Origin of the sequence: Agarivorans sp. 1_MG-2023, from assembly GCF_030548385.1 — a bacterium.
GTDB lineage: Bacteria > Pseudomonadota > Gammaproteobacteria > Enterobacterales > Celerinatantimonadaceae > Agarivorans.
In genome coordinates this window covers 216,639-237,342 of record NZ_JAUOSJ010000001.1, presented here as the reverse complement: position 1 = coordinate 237,342, position 20,704 = coordinate 216,639, and the positions used below count along the sequence as shown (strand labels likewise).

At 43.8% G+C, this 20,704-nt stretch carries 17 protein-coding genes; 5 read left to right on the top strand and 12 right to left on the bottom strand.

Annotated features, from left to right (window positions below; genetic code table 11):
- The first annotated feature begins 9 nt into the window (after positions 1–9).
- From Q4592_RS00850 to Q4592_RS00840, 3 genes are read left to right on the top strand one after another with little or no spacing between them, the layout of a single operon-like run.
- Positions 10–1,392 (top strand): DNA polymerase Y family protein, encoded by a 1,383-nt coding sequence (locus Q4592_RS00850; protein ID WP_303508576.1) that lies wholly within the window; start codon positions 10–12, stop codon positions 1,390–1,392.
- Complete coding sequence (locus Q4592_RS00845; RefSeq protein ID WP_303508573.1) at positions 1,392–4,451, top strand: error-prone DNA polymerase; 3,060 nt, start codon at positions 1,392–1,394, stop codon at positions 4,449–4,451. The genes Q4592_RS00850 and Q4592_RS00845 overlap by 1 nt, the downstream gene beginning before the upstream one ends.
- Positions 4,452–4,499: 48 nt before the next feature.
- Positions 4,500–5,129 carry a CDP-alcohol phosphatidyltransferase family protein gene (locus Q4592_RS00840; protein WP_303508570.1) on the top strand — a complete coding sequence of 210 codons (630 nt, stop codon included), beginning with the start codon at positions 4,500–4,502 and terminating at the stop codon, positions 5,127–5,129.
- Between the two features lie 132 nt (positions 5,130–5,261).
- On the opposite strand, the gene Q4592_RS00835 is transcribed toward Q4592_RS00840, so the two are convergent.
- Positions 5,262–6,032 carry an SDR family NAD(P)-dependent oxidoreductase gene (locus Q4592_RS00835; RefSeq protein WP_303508569.1) on the bottom strand — a complete coding sequence of 257 codons (771 nt, stop codon included), beginning with the start codon at positions 6,030–6,032 and terminating at the stop codon, positions 5,262–5,264.
- Between the two features lie 310 nt (positions 6,033–6,342).
- Here Q4592_RS00835 and Q4592_RS00830 point away from each other — a divergent pair, with 310 nt between their 5' ends.
- Positions 6,343–6,597, top strand: a complete 255-nt coding sequence (locus Q4592_RS00830; protein WP_303508567.1) for a hypothetical protein — start codon at positions 6,343–6,345, stop codon at positions 6,595–6,597.
- Positions 6,598–6,648: 51 nt separating this feature from the next.
- Here the strand turns inward: Q4592_RS00830 and Q4592_RS00825 are convergent, their stop codons facing one another.
- Both Q4592_RS00825 and Q4592_RS00820 read right to left on the bottom strand, forming a co-directional pair.
- The gene (locus Q4592_RS00825; RefSeq protein WP_303508566.1) at positions 6,649–8,469 is read right to left on the bottom strand and encodes a polysaccharide lyase family 7 protein; all 1,821 of its coding nucleotides are present in this window, start codon (positions 8,467–8,469) and stop codon (positions 6,649–6,651) included.
- 551 nt (positions 8,470–9,020) lie between these two features.
- Positions 9,021–9,743, bottom strand: a complete 723-nt coding sequence (locus tag Q4592_RS00820) for a FadR/GntR family transcriptional regulator (RefSeq protein WP_303508565.1) — start codon at positions 9,741–9,743, stop codon at positions 9,021–9,023.
- 477 nt (positions 9,744–10,220) lie between these two features.
- On the opposite strand from Q4592_RS00820, the gene Q4592_RS00815 reads away from it, so the two are divergent.
- Complete coding sequence (locus tag Q4592_RS00815) at positions 10,221–11,999, top strand: sodium:solute symporter family protein (RefSeq protein WP_137672972.1); 1,779 nt, start codon at positions 10,221–10,223, stop codon at positions 11,997–11,999.
- A gap of 242 nt (positions 12,000–12,241) precedes the next feature.
- Here Q4592_RS00815 and Q4592_RS00810 read toward each other — a convergent pair whose 3' ends face one another.
- The 9 genes from Q4592_RS00810 to Q4592_RS00770 form a co-directional block, all read right to left on the bottom strand.
- Positions 12,242–12,757, bottom strand: a complete 516-nt coding sequence (locus Q4592_RS00810; RefSeq protein ID WP_303508563.1) for a shikimate kinase — start codon at positions 12,755–12,757, stop codon at positions 12,242–12,244.
- A gap of 769 nt (positions 12,758–13,526) precedes the next feature.
- Positions 13,527–14,237, bottom strand: coding sequence for an FRG domain-containing protein (locus tag Q4592_RS00805; protein WP_303508562.1), 711 nt, complete (start codon positions 14,235–14,237; stop codon positions 13,527–13,529).
- 109 nt (positions 14,238–14,346) lie between these two features.
- Positions 14,347–14,799: a hypothetical protein gene (locus tag Q4592_RS00800; RefSeq protein WP_303508561.1), complete on the bottom strand. Its 453-nt coding sequence runs from the start codon at positions 14,797–14,799 to the stop codon at positions 14,347–14,349.
- Positions 14,800–14,950: 151 nt separating this feature from the next.
- Positions 14,951–15,652, bottom strand: a complete 702-nt coding sequence (locus Q4592_RS00795) for a 3'-5' exonuclease (RefSeq protein WP_303508560.1) — start codon at positions 15,650–15,652, stop codon at positions 14,951–14,953.
- Between the two features lie 8 nt (positions 15,653–15,660).
- Complete coding sequence (locus tag Q4592_RS00790; protein WP_303508559.1) at positions 15,661–17,526, bottom strand: putative nucleotidyltransferase substrate binding domain-containing protein; 1,866 nt, start codon at positions 17,524–17,526, stop codon at positions 15,661–15,663.
- 54 nt (positions 17,527–17,580) lie between these two features.
- Positions 17,581–18,021 (bottom strand): luciferase family protein, encoded by a 441-nt coding sequence (locus tag Q4592_RS00785; protein ID WP_303508558.1) that lies wholly within the window; start codon positions 18,019–18,021, stop codon positions 17,581–17,583.
- A complete protein-coding gene (locus tag Q4592_RS00780) occupies positions 18,014–19,060 on the bottom strand; it encodes a bifunctional transcriptional activator/DNA repair enzyme AdaA (protein ID WP_303508557.1) in 1,047 nt (348 codons plus the stop codon). The genes Q4592_RS00785 and Q4592_RS00780 overlap by 8 nt, the downstream gene beginning before the upstream one ends.
- A gap of 144 nt (positions 19,061–19,204) precedes the next feature.
- Positions 19,205–19,669: an N-acetyltransferase gene (locus Q4592_RS00775; protein WP_303508556.1), complete on the bottom strand. Its 465-nt coding sequence runs from the start codon at positions 19,667–19,669 to the stop codon at positions 19,205–19,207.
- Positions 19,669–20,592, bottom strand: coding sequence for an arginase family protein (locus Q4592_RS00770; RefSeq protein WP_303508555.1), 924 nt, complete (start codon positions 20,590–20,592; stop codon positions 19,669–19,671). Before Q4592_RS00770 ends, Q4592_RS00775 begins: the two co-directional genes overlap by 1 nt.
- Positions 20,593–20,704 lie beyond the last annotated feature (112 nt).

Sequence of the window (20,704 nt, the reverse complement as noted above, 5' to 3'; positions counted from 1 at the left end):
AAGCAACACATGTACTGGATTTACCTTGATTTTCCTCAGCTCGCGCTGGACTTACTACAGCGCGAGCACCCCGCTGAGCACGCCTTGGCGATTCATCACAACAAGCAGATCATTCAACTTAACCAAGTCGCTTATCAGCTAGGTGTATATTTAGGTAGCTCTCTGAACACAGCCTACCAACTAGCGCCACAATTACATTTGTACGAACAAGCCGATTTATCGTGCGAGGCCTATTTCGACAGCTTGGCTCAACAAGCTTTACAGTATTGTGCTCAAGTGGCTTTACATGAAGAGCAAGGTTTATACATCAGCGGGGCTGGCATGCTGAGTATTTACCAGCAACCGGAAAAGCACCTAAAACAACTAGCAGAGCATTATCAGCGCCAGCAAGTTAGTTTTCGGATCGCTTACGCAGAAACAGCCATAGCCGCGCGTTGGTTAGTGCGCTCGCAAGATATAAAGCACCCTGAAACAGGTACCAAACATTTGCCCGACCTCGCTTTAAGTTATAGCGATCTTCCTAGTGCCCAAGTCACTAGCTTGCAGGCAATGGGTTTGTATACCATCAAACAGCTTAGCAACCTGCCCCGTCCCGAATTGCGTAAACGCCTTGGTGAAGAGAGCTTAGGTACTCTAGACCAAGCCCTGGGTTTGCAAAATACGCCGCTTACTTTTATTCAAACAAAGGCCTGCTATCAACAGCGTTTCCCCTTATTAAGTGAAACTCACACTATTCAAGGTTTAAGCTTTCCCCTCAAGCAAGCCTGCCAGCATTTACAGCAGTGGTTAAGGCAGCGCCAGCTATGCAGTAACACCTTACTGCTTACTTTATCTTTTCGCGATAAACCCAGTGAGCAAGTAAGCCTTAAAAGCGCTCGCTTATTACAAACCAGCCAAGATTGGTTAGCCCTATTTAGGCTAAAACTAGAAACGCTACGCCTGCCTGCGGCGGTGCTCGAATTTTCCCTTTATTGCCAGGCGCTTTATCCCCTAGGTAGTGAGGTGAGTAGCCTATTTGAACAGCAGCAATCCAGCGATGACAACTTATTGTTTGATCAGCTCAGCGTACGTTTAGGCGAGCACACCATCAGCCGCTTAAGTTGCCAAGCCGATTATCGCCCCGAGCGTGCCAGCCAGTATTTACCCCTACAACAGCAAGATATGCTTAACTACCCGAGTCTGTTTCCTCGGCCCTGCTGGCTATTGCCCCAGTTAAAACCTATTAATATTCGGCACTTCACGTTGCTTTCGCCGCCAGAGCGTATCGCCAGTGGTTGGTGGGACGAACAAAGCATTAATCGAGATTACTATATGGCGCAATGCCCGCAGCAAGGCATAGCGTGGATTTGCCATGAAAATAAACAATGGTTTTTACATGGCTGGTTTGCCTAATGAGTACTCTCCCTTTTGCTGAGCTTAACGCACAAAGTAACTTTAGTTTTTTGTATGGAGCGTCTCACCCAGAAGAAATGGTGGAACAAGCTGAACACTATGGCTACCAAGCCATTGCAATTACCGATGATTGCTCGTTAAGTGGTGTCGTTCGAGCGCACCAAGCGGCCGAGCAACGCAATATTAACTTGATCATTGGCAGCCAATTTACCACCGATGAGCAATGCCAATTAGTGGTATTGGCTAAAAACCTTAATGCTTATCAGCAACTTTGCCGATTTATTACTCAGGCCAGAAAACACAGTAAAAAAGGCAGCTATCAACTAAGTTTGGAGCAGTTTGATCAAGGCTTAGATCAGTGTTTGGTGCTGGTAAAAGCCAATAAAAATCTGCAAGCCGCTCAACTTAGTCAACTTAAACAGCAGCTAAAGCAGCCTATTTATTTACTGCTGCATAACGATTTATCGCAACCTGTTAGCCTGCTCGATAGCTATCGTCAACTCGCCAAACAACATCAAATAGAGTGTGTAGCGTCTATCAACCCCCGCATGCACCTTGCTAATAGAAAAAAATTAGCCGATATACTCGATGCCATTCGTCAACACAGTACCGTACAACAGGCTGGTTTTTTACTTAGCAGTAATGCCGAGCGGCGTTTATTACAGTGGTCACATTTACAACAGCGCTATTTACCTGAAGAGCTGACGCGTAGCACCGCACTAGCAAAGCAATGTACTTTTAACTTAAAGGAAATACGCTACCAATATCCCAAAGACAATGTCCCTAAAGGCTACAGCGCCCAGCAATATTTGCGTCAACTTGTAGAAGCAGGCATTAAGCAACGTTTTGGAGATAACCTATCGACAGAGTTACGCACACAAATAGAGCATGAGCTGGCGTTAATTAGGGAACTGCATTACGAGCACTACTTTCTCACTATCTACGACATTGTGGCGTATGCAAGGCGCCAAGAAATCTTATGCCAAGGGCGTGGCTCCGCCGCCAATTCGGTGGTCTGTTATTGCTTAAACATAACCGAAGTTAACCCCCAGCAAGTGGGTTTATTGTTTGAGCGTTTTATTTCAAAAGAACGCGATGAGCCACCTGATATTGATGTAGATTTTGAGCATCAACGCCGCGAAGAAGTCATTCAATATATCTACAACAAATATGGCCGTGACCGTGCAGCGTTGGCAGCTAGTATTGTTACCTATCGCACTCGCAGTGCAATTAACGAAATAGGTAAAGCTTTGGCGATCCCCGCGCATATTTTACATGGACTAAACCACAATATTGATTGGCGCGATGGCAATAGCAATACGGTGAATAAAATTGTGCAGGCGGGTTTGTTACCCGAAAATAATGCTCGCAGCTTTGCAGAGTTAGTATCGCAATTACGTGGTTTTCCTCGGCACTTATCACAGCATGTTGGCGGCTTTGTGATTGCGCAGGATAAGCTCTGCGATTTAGTGCCGATAGAAAATGCCGCCATGCCTGACCGAACCATTATTCAATGGGATAAAGACGACTTAGAAGCACTGCATTTAATGAAAGTAGATGTGCTCGCCCTTGGCATGTTAAGTGCTATTCGCCGCTGTTTAGCCAGTTTAAGCCAGCGAGAACAACGCACCATTAGCCTTAGCGATATTCCTCAAGATGATAAGGCCACCTACGACATGCTGTGCCAAGGTGATAGTGTAGGGATTTTTCAGGTGGAATCGCGGGCGCAAATAAGCATGCTACCGCGGCTAAAACCGCGTAACTATTATGACCTAGTCATTGAAGTGGCCATTGTTCGTCCTGGTCCCATTCAAGGAGACATGGTGCATCCCTATCTACGCAGGCGTAATGGTGAAGAAACTGTAGACTACCCTAGCCCCGAAGTAGAGTCGGTATTAGCCAGAACCTTAGGCGTGCCTATTTTTCAAGAACAAGTAATTAAACTCGCGATGGTGGCCGCAGGGTTTAGTGGCGGCGAAGCCGACCAGTTACGCCGAGCAATGGCCAGCTGGAAACGTAACGGCAAACTGGCTTACTTTAAAGACAAACTGATTAACGGTATGCAAGCGCGTGGCTACCCTGCAGATTTTGCCGAGCGGGTGTTTTCACAAATTCAGGGCTTTGGCGAATATGGTTTTCCAGAATCTCATTCCGCCAGCTTTGCATTATTGGTGTATATATCGTCTTGGTTAAAATGTCATGAGCCCGCCGCTTTTTGCTGTGCCTTACTCAATAGCCAACCCATGGGTTTTTATAGCCCTAGCCAGCTCATTCAAGATATTCAACGCCATGGCGTAACCATTCTGCCTATCGATATAAACCAAAGTGATTGGGAGCATAGCCTTGATTACAGTCAACACGCTAAAGGGGCGATTAGGCTGGGTTTAAAACAAATTAAGGGCTTAAATAAAGGCAAATTTGCTCATCTATTAGCAAACCGCCCTAGCCAAGGGTTTAGCCACTTAAATCAACTCACCCAACAATTAGATAAAACCAGCCTAGAGTCTTTAGCCACCGCCGATGCTTTTGCTTGCCTAGCGGGTCATCGCCATCAAACTCGCTGGCAAATGAGTGGCACAGAAGCGCCACTGCCATTATTTGATATGCCCAAGGAAGCCGAGGTAAACCTCACTGCCCCTAGCGAAATTGAAGATATTAAACAAGATTACCTCGCTACACGCTTAAGCTTACGGCGCCACCCCATGCATTTATTGCGCGAACATCAAGCACTAAAAAATTGTTACTCGCAAACGCAATTACATCAGTGTAAGCACGGTCAGTTGGTTAAGGTGGCAGGTTTAGTCGTGGGTCGACAACGACCAGGTTCTTCGGCCGATGTCACCTTCGTTACCTTAGAAGATGAAACAGGCAACAGCAATGTGATAGTCTGGTCAGCAACCGCTAAAGCGCAGCGCCAAGCCCTTATTTCATCTCGTTTACTTAAGGTTCATGGTCGTTTAGAGCGCTGCGATGAGGTAATACATATTATTGCAGGGAAGCTAGAAGACTGTTCGTGGTTATTAGCCGATCTTTCAGTGCGTTCACGCGATTTTCACTGAACTAATCAACGGCAATGTACAGTTAAGCAGCAAGTAAATAGGACAACAATGTTAGACCGCTACGCCATAAAAATCATAAAGACGCCATTAGATTTAAGCGCACAAATCCTCGACAAAGCAGGCCTTAGTGCTAATCAAGTCACCATTATCGGCTTTTCTATTGGCTTAAGTGCCATTCCATTTTTAGCCTTTCAACAATATCAAATAGCTCTGTTACTGATAATCCTCAATCGGATCTTTGATGGCTTAGACGGCGCATTGGCAAGACGACAAGGCTGTAGCGATTTTGGCGGATATTTAGATATTGTCTGTGACTTTATTTTCTACTCCGGGATTGTACTGGGATTCGCCCTCGCTGCGCCAGAGCAAAATGCCATCGCCGCCAATGTGCTTATTTGGACATTTATGGGCACCGGGTCTAGCTTTTTAACCTTTGCCATTATGGCCGCTAAACGCGACATAGATAATACCGTGTACCCGCATAAGTCGTTGTACTATCTGGGAGGGTTAACTGAGGGAACCGAAACTATTGCCACCTTTGTATTGTTTTGTTTATTTCCGCAGTACTTTACCGTTTTGGCGTTTACCTTTGCAGCATTGTGCAGCATTACCACTGTCACTCGCATATTGGCGGCCAAAGCCACTTTTATCGACGCCAGCCCCAAAGAATGCGACTAACAAAGCGTTTTTAGAAGCTAAAAAAACCGGTAATACCGCGTATTACCGGTGGCTAATAAAGCCATGAATAAGCACCAAAGTGGCAACAGGCAGTGATTACCACTCACCAGATACTTATCGGTTTATGTAAACTTAACTCTCGGCTAAGCAGTTATAAGCATTAATGCTCATACCTGCAGTAAAACCACCGTCTACACCAATAGTTTGGCCATTAACAAAGGCGCAATCAGGCGCAGATAAAAAATGAATGATAGCGGCAACTTCTTCTGGTTCTGCGATTCGGCCAAGCGGCACAGCTTTTTGCTCCATACGCAGTTGCGGCTCTCCGCCTTCGGCACGCGCCATTGGCGTATCAACGGAGGTAGGACAAATGGCATTAACCCGAATGTTTTGCACACCAAGCTCTAAGGCGGCAGTTCTAGTTATACCCAACACTGCCCACTTAGAGCTAACATAGGGAGCTAAATATGGCACCCCTTGCATACCTGCGGCTGAGGCGACATTCACAATGCTACCGCCTGTTGGCATATAAGGAGTCGCATGTTTAATTCCAAACACTACCCCCATGGTATTAACCTTAAAGTTGAAGTCGAAATCTTCTTGCTCAGACTCCAATAGCGTGTTGTAACCACGATTTACACCAGCACAGTTAACCAAAATATCGATTTTTCCATAGAGGTCATGGGCGACTGCCATTAGGTTTTTAACTGACGTTTCATCAGAGACGTCGGTTTTAACAAAACTTCCGCCTAAGCGCTCGGCAAACTCTTGAGCATTTTTACGACCCGCAACTACAACAGTAGCGCCTGCATTAGCTAAGCGCTCAGCAGTGGCAGCACCAATGCCAGACGTACCGCCAGTAATTACCGCTACCTTTCCATTTAAATTAAAAAAGTGATTCATTGCCTACCCCTATTCTGTTTGTGCAGCCACTTGCTGCTATGGAATGACGCTAAGTTAACGCTTACGACGCGAGTAACAGAGTTACAAACCGGAGGGGCAAGGTAAGTTACCTAGCAAATCACCCAACAGTGACTTGCTCAATGCATCTAAAAGACTAAAAACGAATTAAACAAGTAAAGGTGCTAAGTAAATGATTTAAATAGAACATTGAAGATTCAGAAGCAGCAAAAACAAAATAACTAAAATAAACGTGAACATAAACACAAAAACAAACGTTCTATTTAAGTGTAATCAATAAGAGGAAAGAACAATGAATAAAATACTAATCGCATTAAGTTTATTTATGGGAATGTTTTATTCTAGCCTCAGTATGGCCAGCGGCCCTTGCTGTAATAAGCATTACTCTACCATTAGCATGTGGGAAAAAACTGAGGACATGCAGCGCAACATGAACAAAGCGCCGTCTATCAAGCAGTACTCTTCGGTAGATAGCTACATCAAGGTAAACGAATTAACTCGACCAAAGAATGTATCATACAGTCGTCGTATATATGCATCGCATTAAAATAGAAAGCGACAGCCATAGGCTGCCGCTTTTATTTATTCAACGGTTAACTTAGTAAGAATAACCATTGTGGGTATTATTCAAAGAATAAAAAGTTGCTTGAACATAGTCTGAATCGTTGCCACTTTTATTTTGATTATAAACCCCAGCTTTAAAATACATATATTGGCTAGAGATATCGTAACCGCTATTACTCATATCAACCACTTGAACAACATCACTCTTACCAGGACGACTAATAGTTACTGTTAAGGTATTAGCAACCACTTTAATCTGATATGAAAAACGCTCATTCAATTTAATGCCGTCTGCAGGATCATCGGCACTATTATCTCGACTACCAATCATCTCGTAGTATTGTTCACTGCCACTACGTGGCTCGTGAGCTATGTAGATTGAACCACGTGCATTGTCTTTTAGCTTACGGTAGTAAATACGCACTGGTTCGTCATCATTTGCATGGATCTGACCAATAATTACTCGGCCTACTTGACCGCTATCACCGCTGGTTGTTACATGGTTTACTGCCAAGGTGGCGTCTAAAACGCCGTTTACCCCACCCGCTGCATTTTGAGCCGACGAAGGAGCGCTTGAGAATACCCAATTGTTTTTGCCAACCCCTTTCGTGCTATGGCTGGTATCGCCACGACGCAACATTTCGCGTAATTCAGAGCGTGTGTAAGAGGTGCTCGAAGATGTTTTAGCACCACTAATCGGCGCTTTAAATACCATGCCTCCGTCTGTCGCTGTATAGAAAAACTCGCTGCTTTGGTAACCGCTTGATAAGGCTTGCTCCTTAATCGTATCGGCTTTACCGTCACCGTTATCATCTACTGGCACACTTAAGGTCCAATCTAACAAATCAAAGTTACCCGATGGAGGTAAAGACGGATTAAGGTTAGGATCAACCGGTGCAGGATCTACTGGGTCAACCGGATCGACAGGGTCAACGGGAGCACTTCCATCAATACAGCCAAATACTTTCGCTTCAATAATGCTATTCCAGTTATTGGCAGAATTCCCTTGCCCAGTAACTCTTACATAACGAGCGTCACTGTCGCTAATATCAAAACTTTCATAACCGCTTTCAATACCACTCGACATAGCACCAGTTAATACCGGTGTCCAATTACTGTTATCACTAGAGGTAGCCACATCGAAGTAACTCGAACGCTGGTCGCCTTTTAAAAACACCACATCTAAACTCGTCACATTGGCGTTAGCTTGTAAATCAAACACTATCTGTTTGCCAATACCTTGAGATGACCAACGAGACTCAGTGCTTAGGTTGCCGTCTATAGCGTTTTCTGGGCCATGACCATCATTACTGCCATTATCACTGGCAGACGCAATAGTCAGGTTAGCTGGCGAAGAACATGAACCAGCACTGACTGGCGGAGTAACAGTGCTAGGTTCAGAACTGCTGCTCAAAGAGAAATCATCAAAACGGCCTTCAGCGCCGTTGTATTCTGCGAATACCGTCACTTGGTTAGCAGAGCCAGCACTGGCGGTTACGCTCACTTCCGTCCAATCACTGCTAGTGCTAATTTTTTTAGTATATTCTTGCGAACCAAAACGCAAACCAATAGTACCAGAGCCTTTAACAAAAGCCGCTAGCGTATAGGAAGTATTAGCCGCAATGTTAAGCGTTTGCTCTACACTTCCACCACTGCCATTAATTTTTACTGATTTACTGCCGGTTTGAGCAACACCAGACAAAGAAGAAGGATCGGTATCTGTCCAGCCATCAAATTGGCTGCTACTTTCAAATCCGGGGTTAGTAAGAGAAATTGTTTCTGCTAGCAATACAGGAGATTGCAACAATACTAAGGCACCTAGCCCAGCAGTGATGCGATTTCGCGTCAGTTTCATTATTATATGTCCTATGTATATGCGCCCAATACAGGCTGTCCATTTCGTGCCCTCGCTCTCGTCGTTGGCATCGCTTACACATCCATGCGCTAACAGGCTAGCCGCTATACCACATTGCGGTAATTTCCTATTCACTACTGCTTAGAAATGTTAAATAAACCTTAACAATAAATCATACAATACCACCTTTACTGGGGTCACATTTCTGACCACCGAGCTAATTCTCTGCCAAAAACTTGAGGTAGCTCACTACGCCTGGTTAATTAACTTCAATTACATAAATTCAATAAAATCAGCGAATTGAACGAGTAATAGTGATTTAGTGTAAGTATCACTGAATTTACAGAGTAAGCCGTCAATTTAACCAATGGACGAAATAAGTTGGCAGGCTGTTTTTGTGCAAAATCGGGAAAGAATGAGGATTTGGTGATTTTTTAAGACAAAATATAATGAGGTAATACACTACCAATTGTATGGCATATAAGGTGTAAGCTAACTAAACGAAATAAAAAAGCCTCGCGACGCGAGGCTTTTTTTCATTAGTAACCGTTTTAAGCCACATCTTCCTCTGGAAGGCGGTGCTTACTGTTATTTAAGAGCTCTAAATTAGCTGCTCGGGCTTTTTCAGAGTCACCTGCCATAATGGCTTGATAAATAGCAGTGTGCTCGGCCATACATGTGCCCCCTTCTTTTGAAGAGTGTTTGAAGAAACCCACAAACATTACCTGCAGCACGTTAGCAAATGGAATATAGAAATTATTCGCGGTTGCTAAGTAAACCAAACGGTGGAACTGCAAATCAGCCTGTACCCAACCAGAGGCATCTTCATCGCCATTAGCAATGGCTACCATGTGCTGAAAGCATTCAGACAACAATACCCGTTGTTCAGCCGAAGCGTTCTTTGCCGCTAGCGCTGCGGCCTCTGGCTCAATGGCACGTCGTAGTGCTAAAAACTCGGTTAGCAGGTCTTGGGTTTCGCCTATCCCTGCCATCCAACTTAACAACTGAGAATCCAGCATATTCCAATGGTCCCTAGTTTTCACTCGGGTGCCAATTTTGGGGCGCGATTCTAACAAGCCTTTAGAGCTGAGGTGTTTAATTGCTTCACGCAACGCGGTTCTGCTTACGCCAAACTGCTCACACAATTCCATCTCTGAAGGAATAATACTGTCTTGAGGAAGCGCGCCAGACAAAATGCTTTTAGCTATTTCCCTTGCTACCTGTAAGTGTAAGCTGCGCGATGCGCCTTCAATCATTGCAAATTCGTTAGCCATAGGTGTCCTTTTGCTATCCTATGAAATCAACCATACATATTAATTTAGTGCAGCATATTCAATACCGCTCAACTAAAGTGTGTCTACGTTAACAGATTTCAACATTTACACTAGCTAACTGCACATAGGATTTTGATATTACTGTACTTTTTTCAATACAGTCACTGCCAAAAATGACTAAATGTGTTGCCTATTCCCGACAGTATCGCTTAAAAAACCATCACATATGTATTACAATTAATGTTGTTTTCACTTCCCCCTAAACGTAATAGCTAAATGCTGTTTGTGCGAGAGAGTCACCGATAACTAAAAATTAAATAAGAAGCTTGAGACTATTTTGATGGGATCTAGATAACGTTTTCAATCTGACAAGATATAAAAGTGAGATCATAATCTCACTTAGCCCTTTATGTCATACAATAATGCCATAGTGCTTGTTAAGGTAAGGTTATCTACTATGGAAGAGGAATTACAGACATGGATTTAAACGTCCTTATCGTACTCATTTATTTTTGTTTTCTAATCGCAATCGGTTGGATGTTCCGCACATTTACCAATAATACCAGTGACTATTTCCGCGGGGGCGGCAAGATGTTGTGGTGGATGGTAGGTGCAACCGCCTTCATGACACAATTTAGTGCTTGGACATTTACCGGTGCCGCAGGTAAAGCCTACACCGACGGCCTAGCCGTTGCCATTATCTTCGTAGCCAATGCCTTTGGTTACTTTATGAACTACGCCTACTTCGCGCCTAAATTCCGTCAACTTCGTGTTGTAACGGTAATTCAAGCAATCCGCATGCGTTTTGGTAAATATAACGAGCAAGTATTTACTTGGTCTGGTATGCCAAACAGTGTGGTATCTGCCGGTATTTGGCTAAATGGTTTGGCCATTATTGCCTCTGGTATTTTTGGCTTCGACATGACCTGGACCATTGTACTAACCGGTTTAGTCGTACTTATTATGTCTGTAACGGGTGGCTCTTGGGCGGTAATCGCATCTGACTTTATGCAGATGGTGGTGATTATGGCCGTAACAGTAACCTGTTGTATTGTTGCCATTATTCACTCTGGCGGTGTAGGTAACATTCTAGATGACTTCCCACGTGACTTCGTTATTGGTGACAACCTTAACTACGTAAGCATCTTAACCATTTGGGCATTCTTCATCTTTGTTAAACAGTTCAGCATTACCAATAACATGCTTAACTCTTACCGTTACCTAGCGGCTAAAGATTCAAAAAATGCTAAAAAAGCGGCGTTGTTAGCCTGTTGTTTAATGACCTTAGGCCCGGTGATTTGGTTTATTCCACCGTGGTTCTTAGCAGGCCAAGGCGTAGATCTAGCCGCCATGCACCCAGAAATGGGCAGCAAAGCTGCCGACGCAGCATACCTAGCCTTTGTTGAGCTATACATGCCTGCAGGTATGGTAGGTTTGCTTATCGCTGCAATGTTTGCCGCAACAATGAGTTCAATGGATTCAGGCCTTAACCGTAACTCTGGTATTTTTGTTAAAAACTTCTACGAACCAGTACTACGCCCCGACGCATCAGAAAAAGAGTTAGTCGCCGTTTCAAAAATCACCTCTACAGTGTTTGGTGTACTAATTATCTTATTCGCCCTATTCATTAACTCGCTCAAAGGCTTAAGCCTGTTCGACGCAATGATGTTTGCCGGTGCCATGCTTGGCTTCCCAATGACAATTCCTGCCTTCCTTGGCTTCTTCATTAAGAAGACACCAGATTGGGCTGGCTGGGGAACACTACTAGTAGGTGCTTGTGTATCTTACGTAGTAGGTTTTGTGATTGGTCCAGAGCATATCCAAGATATCTTCAACCTAGACCAAGACTTAACCAACCGTGAGTGGAAAGACCTTAAAGTAGCCATTGCTCTAATTGGCCACATTGTTCTCACCGGTGGTTTCTTTGTAATGTCTCAGTTGTTCTACAAAGGCTTGAGCGAAGAGCGTTCTAAAGATGTAGACAAGTTCTTTAACAACTTGCATACACCACTAGTGAACGAGTCAGCAGAACAAGAAGTGCTAGATAACAAACAACGTAGCATGTTAGGTAAGTTAATCGCTGCGGCAGGTGCCTTTGTAATGTTGTTAGTGGTATTGCCAAACAGCATGGGTGACCGTTTAGTGTTTATCTTGTGTGGAGCCATTATCCTTTGTGTTGGTGTGCTACTGATTAAAGCGAACACCAGTAACAAAACACCCCCGACTAGCCAACCAGCAGTAGAATCAGAATCATAGTAAGACCTGTAGTATATAGGAACTGACCATTCCTTCTTTTGCAGTGTTTAGGGTGTTGGCCTAAACACTGCCTTTTTGGTTCTAGGCCTTGGTAAAAACGCCAAAGCTGGGTCTCTTCTAGTAGATAAAAAGCTAAGCGTAACCCGCTTAGCTTTTCTTTTTGCTTTTTCTAAAGAGCGGAACAACACGAGTTTGCTAGGCTCTCGCTTAAAGTAAGCCGCCATTTGCCAGTGTATACGCCACTACTTAGTCACACACCTAACAAAACCATTTAGCTCAGCAACACTTTTAATATGATGCAACTCTTTACCTTGCGACTGATCCGTTAAGCTTTTTACAAAATCATCATTCCAGAATGTTGGACTTAGCTTGAGCATTTTATAGCTCTGCAGCGTGCCTTTTAGCACCGAACTACCATCTGGCCAACCCTCAGGCTTTACCAACAAGCCTTTAAGCATTCGTTTAGTCGCAAGCCAATAACTGGTTGGATAAGGCAGGTCGATGTAAATTAAGGTGTCTGCCGCTGCTAAACGCTGATTGAAGCAAGCTAGCGGACCAAAGCCGTCGATGATCCACTGCTCGCGAGATAAGATGCCCTGATGTGTTTGGTCATATATCTCACGCGCTACCCTTTCGCCATTTGCCTTAAACACCAGCGAATCGAGTTGATATAAAGGAATGTCTACCGCAGAGGCTAATGCTTTGCTTAAGGTGGATTTACCACTGCCCGGCTTACCAAAAACAGCTATTTTCTTCATGTGAACTCCTTGTAGTAATAATCCCCATGAGGCAGATACAAAAAACCCACCTCTTTGGGTGGGTTTTACACATCAACAGCGCATTAACAATCCCACCATTCCTAAGGAATGATGATAATTCGTAGCGCCTGTTGCGTAAGGTCAGTATTCATCGTTTAATCCTCAACCATGAGCAGGAAGTTGTCAATTAATGATTGGATCATTATGCATACTAAAGGTTTACCTTGTTAGAAATTCGAACCAAAACCCTTCAATACAAAATCGTTCACTTGCTTTTAAGATACAAACTATCAAAAAATATCGTACCCATTTAGATAGAAAATGTAGGCGCAGAATCAAAAGCTAAAAATGTTGGTTATTCCTTCGAATAACGCACTAAGCCCCTCGATAAATACCTCGACGAGAGTTATTAAAAAATCTAGTAAACCTTCACTGTATACAACACTGGTAGTTGCTAATCCACCAAACGCACTTGTCACTAACAGTACTGCAGCGACTTCAAAACCAAAGACAACCAAATAAAAAGCAGCACTGAGAAACGTTATTGAGCAAGTAGCACAAACAATTCTCGTTAGAAAAGGTCGTTTCTTCTTAGGTCTATTCATTATTACCTTCCTTGTAACAATTTTCTCTTACAAACTGAAGTTTCTGATACTGGGGACATGGGCATATAACCTTTAAATTGGCTAATCATACTCTCCCCAAATGGGCAAGAAATCGAGAAACGAAAATAACAAACTACTTTTCCTATCTCATTAGCGTGGCATATTTACAGGATGCCAAAATCGCGGCGAATTTTCTTAGCTATTCCGTCTAAATCAGGGAACATAGTCATATCTGTAACGCCAAGTTTTCTTAATTGCGTTCTTAAAACAGGCTTAGCCTCTTTTGGAATAATAATACTAGCCATATTCAATACATCTTCTTGACGCGAAAAACCTTCTTCAAGAGCTTCAAAACTATTATGATTATCCTGTTGCGGAAACAAAGTAAAACAACCTTCTTGGGCTAAAATTCGGTCATTGATTACAATGGGATGAAAAGCTTTAACGCTTTTTTGGCATTCTACATCAACAATATCAGGATTCGGTGCCCATGATTGAGGTGTAAAAACATAAAGTTTTCCATTTTTATCATCATGCTCAGTGTTTTCAATAGCAAAATAAAGAGCCTTAAGAGGGTTTGTTGACCAATCTAACAATCTAGTAGGTACACCATGATGTTGTGCTTGGATCATCCATTCCATTTGCGACGTAGGCTCTCTGTCAATGTGCCTTAAAGCATACTTTTTAAACTCTATAAGCAATTGTTTTTCTATACCTTTCCAACCATCGTAGTGCCTAACTGGTAACTCTTTAGGTTTCAGCCTAGCAATCGATGGAATCAGCGCCCATTCCAAGTTTCCGTGACCGCGAAACATTTGAGCACTCGAGTGACACTCAAGCTCTTCAAGATAAGAAATTATCGTTTTAACTTTCAATTAATGCCCTTTCTAAAGTAAACATAACGCCTCGCTATGCTGAGACTAAAATGAGCGCCGTAATGAAGCAAAGTCGGCCTGGGTTCACGAATCACTTTTGAGCAACTGATTAAGCGAATTTCTCAAGTTTTTCGCTCTCTTCTACTTGTTCATTTAGCTTTGCTAGCTTTGATAAAGCTATTTGATATTGGCCATTACTCGGTATTGGTTTGCCGGAAAATTGTTCCCATACTCGTGAACCTTTTCCATTGTAAAACTCTTCGAATGTACCGTCAGGCAATATCTTAATCACTATCGCATGCTCAGGACAACTACGAAATGCCACACGAGTAGACTGCGTAGCTTTGATTTCTACTTTGACGCCTAATGGACTCATAGCATCAAACCCTTTATTCGATGCGGTAAGCAATTCAAGACCATATGCGTCAGCAACTAGGCACTCACCTAAGCTTCCTACCATATGGCCATCAGGAGTAAAATGTCTACCCGAAAACATGTTTTCTAGTTCTGCCACCGTTTTGTATAGATCTTTGACTAAACTTCTAAATTTTTTGTGATCCAACGTTTACTCCTGTTTGTCTAACCGCTTAAACTATCGTGCTTTAGTAGCCTAAGAAATAAATTGATAAATCACCCACAATAAAGGAATGCGAGCTTTGGTGGATACCAGGTAACTAAGAAGTCGCTATTAAAGCAACGGAAAATAGCTGCCTTTATTTTTTAATCAGTGACCCAATCACTTGCGGAGATTTTGCAAAAATGCGCTTAGTTTGGGCGAGAAATAGCTCGCCAGTGGCTACGGCATCCATCAGTGCGTTATGACCATGATATTCAGGCAAGCCATAACGTTTACGAATAGCCGACAATCGAAAATCCCCAGTTTTTTGATGATTGGCATTGGCTATTAAAGATTTCTCTAAGCTTAGGGTATCTACCCAAACCAAAGGCAAGGTATTCAACTGGTATCGCTGCTTTAGGTAATAATCAATAAATTGCTGCTCTACACAGCAGCCATGCACCAGTAATACTCGGCCCTGCATCGCTTCAAAAAGCTGATCCATAGCTTGGTCTAGGCTAATCCCTTGCGCGAGCATTTCTGGCACAATCTGATTAATAACCGCGGTTTCTGCTTTAACTTTGTTGCCACTGTTGATGTAACAATGCGAGGCGCTGTTTAGGTCTATGCTCAAATTCTTCATCACGGTGTAGCCAATGCTAAGAATATGATCGTTTTCTGGGTGCAAGCCGGTGGTTTCAAGATCGAAGGCGAGAAACTCGAGGTCTTTAATATTGGAGCCTTCACTGGGAAGCGTGGCTTCTAACAGCCGATTAAACTTTTTAGGTAAACCACCACTAGCTATCACCTTTTCGCGGGCGCGGCCTAGCTTCGCCAGCGGTTTAAAACGTGTGAACATTGCTTACCCTATTTTTCGCTAAAACGCAGCTTAGCAGCATCTTGTAGGTTATTAATGATACGAAATGCGTCTTTTAAGTGCTCTCGTTCAAAGTTACCAAAACTTTTAGGGGCAATATAGTTATCTGGCGCAGAACCTTCTTTTAATGCTTTAAGTTGATGGCGGAATCTAAGTTGTGTAATAAACCGATAAGCGCCTAGTACGTCTTTTAGAGCATCTTCACTGAGTATTTTTTTCTTTGCAGCACTGGTGAAGCGTTGCTCGGTGCCGGTATCGTCACTATTAACCGCTAAACCGTAAATGCGGCCTAAGTCGACAATAAGCAATAAGGCGTACTTTTTAATATCGAGCATTTCACTGTGTTCGCCGCCCTTCTCCAACACTAGGTTGTTAAAAATACCTAGGGGTGGTTGTACCGATACAGAATCTGTGACCAGTGAGTTTAAGAAGGTTTTATTGTTATTAAGCAGAGCGTACAAATGCTGCTGAAGCTGCTCAGACAAACTGGCATCGCCATAAATACTGCGAACTTCCATAAACACCGTGGCATTTAACAACATGCTGTATTCAGGGTTAGACACCCATTTACGGTAATACTCTTTCCATACATTAATCGGCTGACACCACTTTGGTGTCGCCGCCATAAACTTGCCGGTACATAAGGGGTAACCACAGGCGTCCATGGCATTACACACGTACATAGCTAAATGGGTAAAGTACATCCGGTCAGACTTACTAACGTTCTCTGGCAAAATAATAGCACTGTCTTGATCAGACAACATGTGTACTTCGTTACGAGCGTGAGAGCCCGCTACTACCCAAGTATATGCACAAGGTGGATCGCCTAGTTTGGCTTCGGCCATTTGAATCAGTCGGCGATTATAGGCATCCATTATCATGGCCATAACTCGGCCTATTACCTCTACTCTCACCTTGCCTTCGACCAGTGCTTCAAATATCGCTTGGCGCTCTGAAGTAAGTTTTGCCAAGCCTTCTACAGTTTCGGTGTACTTAATTTTTTCAATCAGGAAGATCGCCTGCACGCGGTGCTTTTGCACTAAATGTGAAGTGGTGAGCAAGCCCAATACCTGATTGTTCTCCACCACTGGTAAGCTGCGAATGTTGTGTTCCATCATCAGTGAGGCGGCGGTAAGAATAAGATCGTTCGGTTTAGTGGTGACCGCTGGCGAGGTCATTACGTCACTAATCGGGCGAGTGATGTCGTAGCCTTCGGCAATCACCCGTTTGGTCATATCACGGTCTGAGATTAAGCCGCATATAACACCGTCTTTTTTAATTACCGCAGTAGACGAGCGGCACTGCACTCGCATTTCGTTCGCCACCGCTTGTATCGACATATCAGCAGTGACCACTGCAACCGTTCCGCTAGCAACTTCCGACACCTTTTTAAAGAATAAGCCTTTCTCATTGTCAGACCACACCACGTTTAACGCCGACTGCAGGCGTACTCGCGCTTTAGAAGCAAAGCTGTCGGCGTATTCTGGGTGTTGCTCAAGCAGTTGGGTTAACTCGGTATGCGGCACCATGTACAGCAAGGTGTTTTCAATTGCTGTTGCACTATAGCCATCAAGCGCGTCTTTTAGTGGCTCTAAAAAAGTAAAACCAAATAAGTCTTCTTCGCCGAGTTTTGAGCGTAACACCCCATCAGGTTTACGCTGCTCCATTACCCCGGTGCGAATAATGTATAGGAAACACTCTGATTTATCGGAACCGAAACGAATTTGCTCGCCTCGCGCCAAATAACTAATGGTTACCGACTCTCCAATTTGCCGCTGCAAGGCTGGCGGCAATAAATTAAATGGATAAATCTGCGACAAAAATTCGATAATGTTCGGCAACAGTGTTTGCGGCATGGTAATAACCTATTTGCAGTAATAGTATTATTATATTGTTATTGCGTGTAATTACTATGAGCTAACTCGAATTTGCTGCCCATTTAGCCACTTATCAACAATAGAACAGTGACAATTATAGAGGCGAAATAGCCAATAGGACCAAAACTTGTATCTGTTGCAAAGAGCCTTGGTCTGAAAAACCAAGCTCTTCCAGGCCGAACGTGGGCTGCGTTTAGGGTGGGATATAGAGAGCGCAGGATGCCGTAAGCCTTGCTCAGCAATGCTTGTTCGCCCAAGTTTTAAATCTAACTCATCACCTTGATGAAAGTGAGCAAACTCTTTGCCCTTATAAACAAAGCCGTAAAAGCCTCCGCTATCGTTTGGCCAAAACGTCTCGCTAATACCCGCTTGCGCTAACAGCCAAGCATGCAGTTGTTGTTTAAGTGGCGAGTAAGAATGCTTTACCTGTCGCTGTAAAGCGGCTATTTTCTCAGAGCTTTCTTGTTTAGCCATTGCGCAAACCTGCTTCATGTTTCAGTAACCAGTCTTTACGATGAATACCACCGCCATAGCCTGTTAGCTGGCCGTTAGCGCCAATCACTCTGTGACAGGGAATAATAATGCTAATACGATTTTGGCCATTGGCCGAGGCTACCGCCCGCACGGCATTAGGTACCTCTAAGTACTCTGCCTGTTGGCCGTAACTGCGTGTTTCGCCATAGGGAATATCCATTAGCCCACGCCATACCAATTGCCTAAATTCGGTGCTTGGAGTGTCTAGTGCTACGTCAAACTGTTTGCGGGTTCCAGCAAAGTATTCAGCAATTTCTGTCTGAACTTGATCCAGATGTGGGTTTTCTCCCGGCAAAATAACGGCTTTTAAACGTTTAGTGAGGTCGTTAAATTCGGTCTCCAACATTCGGCGGTCGGTAAACTCTAGCAAACAGATCCCCTGCTGAGTGGCGCAGGCATACATGGGCCCAATTGGCGTGGTAAAACGCACAATATTAATCACATTACTGGTTTTGCCAGTTGGCGCGCCACCAAACACTTTCTTAAACCCTTCATTAAACCCACTTAGCGATTCGTAACCCGAATCAAAGGCTGAATTACTAATGCTATCGCCTTGTTGAATTTGGCTAAAGGCCGAGTTAATTCGGACCATGCGTTGATAGGCATGAAAAGTAATCCCATGATGCTTCTTAAACCAGCGGCGCACTTGAGCAGGGTCTAGGTTACGGGCGCGCAAATCACCGTCTTTAATTCGAGTAAAGTTGTCTTGCTGAATATCGTCTAACAGCGCTTTTATGTAATCCGGGGCTTCGTCTAAAGCTTGCATCGGTTTGCATACTTTACAAGCTCTATAGCCGTGTTGCAGGGCTTCTTGAGCGCTGTTGTAAAAGGTGACGTTTTCGATTTTAGGTTTGCGCGCTCGACAGCTTGGTCGACAAAAAATACCGGTGGTTTTTACTGCAGTGTAAAACACCCCTTCGTACTGGGCATCCTTGCGGCTCATTGCGTCATACTTTTGCTGAAAGCTTAGTGGTTCCATAAACCTTTACTGCTTAATGAGAGTAGATAAAACCAAAATAACTCAGTGTAGATTTATCGGCTACCGAAAAATGAACAAGTATTTTTCCGCCCTGCTGCCAGGCAATCCGCTAAATGACGGCTCCAAAAGCCGACTAGGTTTACGCTACTGGGTAATGGTTTTAGACATGTTGTAGCCGGTAACCACAAAGCCAAGCTCTTGGTACAATGCTAACGCGCGCTGATTACTAAATGCGACTCTAAGCTTGATTTGGTTAATACCAAACCCCGTCAACTGCTGTTCAAGCGCCTTCATCGCCAGCTTGCCAAACCCTTTGTTGCGCTGCTTGGGGAAAATATAAAAATCATAAATGTAAGTGGATTGGTCACTGGCTTGAATAGAGTGCCATAAATAACCAAGCAACTCTGATTGCTGCTCGATACACAACAATTGGTGGCCTTGGCTTTCTGCCCCTTGCGGAAAGCTCTGTTCTAGGGTTTGTAGGGCTAACTCTAACGCCCTTTCTTTAGAGTGCCCTTGATTCGCTGCGATATCGCGGCTGTAATCATCAACAAAATACTCACAGTAATCTGCAAACTCCTTAGCGGTAATTGGTCGTAGCGTAACCATTAGGTTCTAAACCCCCACACTGCATCTATCAGCTTAATCATCAGTTCTTTGGATACTCCATTGTCATCCAGTTCTGGCATATATTCTACAAAGTCAGCGCCGACAAATTTAGGGCTAGATGCAACCGAATAGACTAAGTGAATTGCCTCTCTAGCACTTAATCCACCTACGTTAGGCGTAGCGCACGCTCTATAAACACTGCCGTCTAGCGCGTCGTAATCGAAAGACAAATAAATATGATCGTAGTTATCGTTTAACTCAGTCATCAAACTAGAAATAACGCCGTTTATACCTAAGCTATCTATGCTTGGCATACCGTAATGGCAAATACCAAGTTCGCTAATCAACTGTTGCTCGTTAGGCATTACATCTCGTACCCCAATGTAATAAATATCTTGAGGCTTAAGCTCTCGTTCTGGATCAATTCTCCAGGCTTTATCGGGGTATTTATCCATAAGCATCGCTAAAGGTTTGCCATGCAAATTGCCATCTAGCTTATCGTTACAATCTGCATGTGCGTCCACCCAGATAACCGCTACCTTTTTGTCCCGTTGTTTCTGATAAAAGGTCATTACCGCCTGCAGTGTGCCCACCGCGATAGAATGGTCCCCACCAATAGTGATGGGAGTGCGCCCCTGATCAAAGCTATTGAGTACGGCAGCGCAAAGCGCGTCTCCGTAATCCGCTAAGGCGCTTACGTTTTGTTCTTCCTCAAGCAAGCGCAATACCTCACTAGAAGGGCTCACATCACCGCAATCTTTAATGTCCGCATTCCAACGGCTATTTCTAACATCAATCCAATTCGATAGCCCTACCCAAGTATTTTGGCTAGCTTGCCTAAGACCATCTACGGTATTTTGCTTAGTGGTCACGCAACCTAAATGATTAAAGGGAGCACCGATGATGTCAAAGCGTTTGGTCATATTGGGTAAACTCGCGAGTGGTAGCTAACGCTAAAAATAGAGATCAATTAAACCACTAACAAATAACTTATTCATCAGTAATCTATTGATTAAACGGGAAAATGAAGTGGGC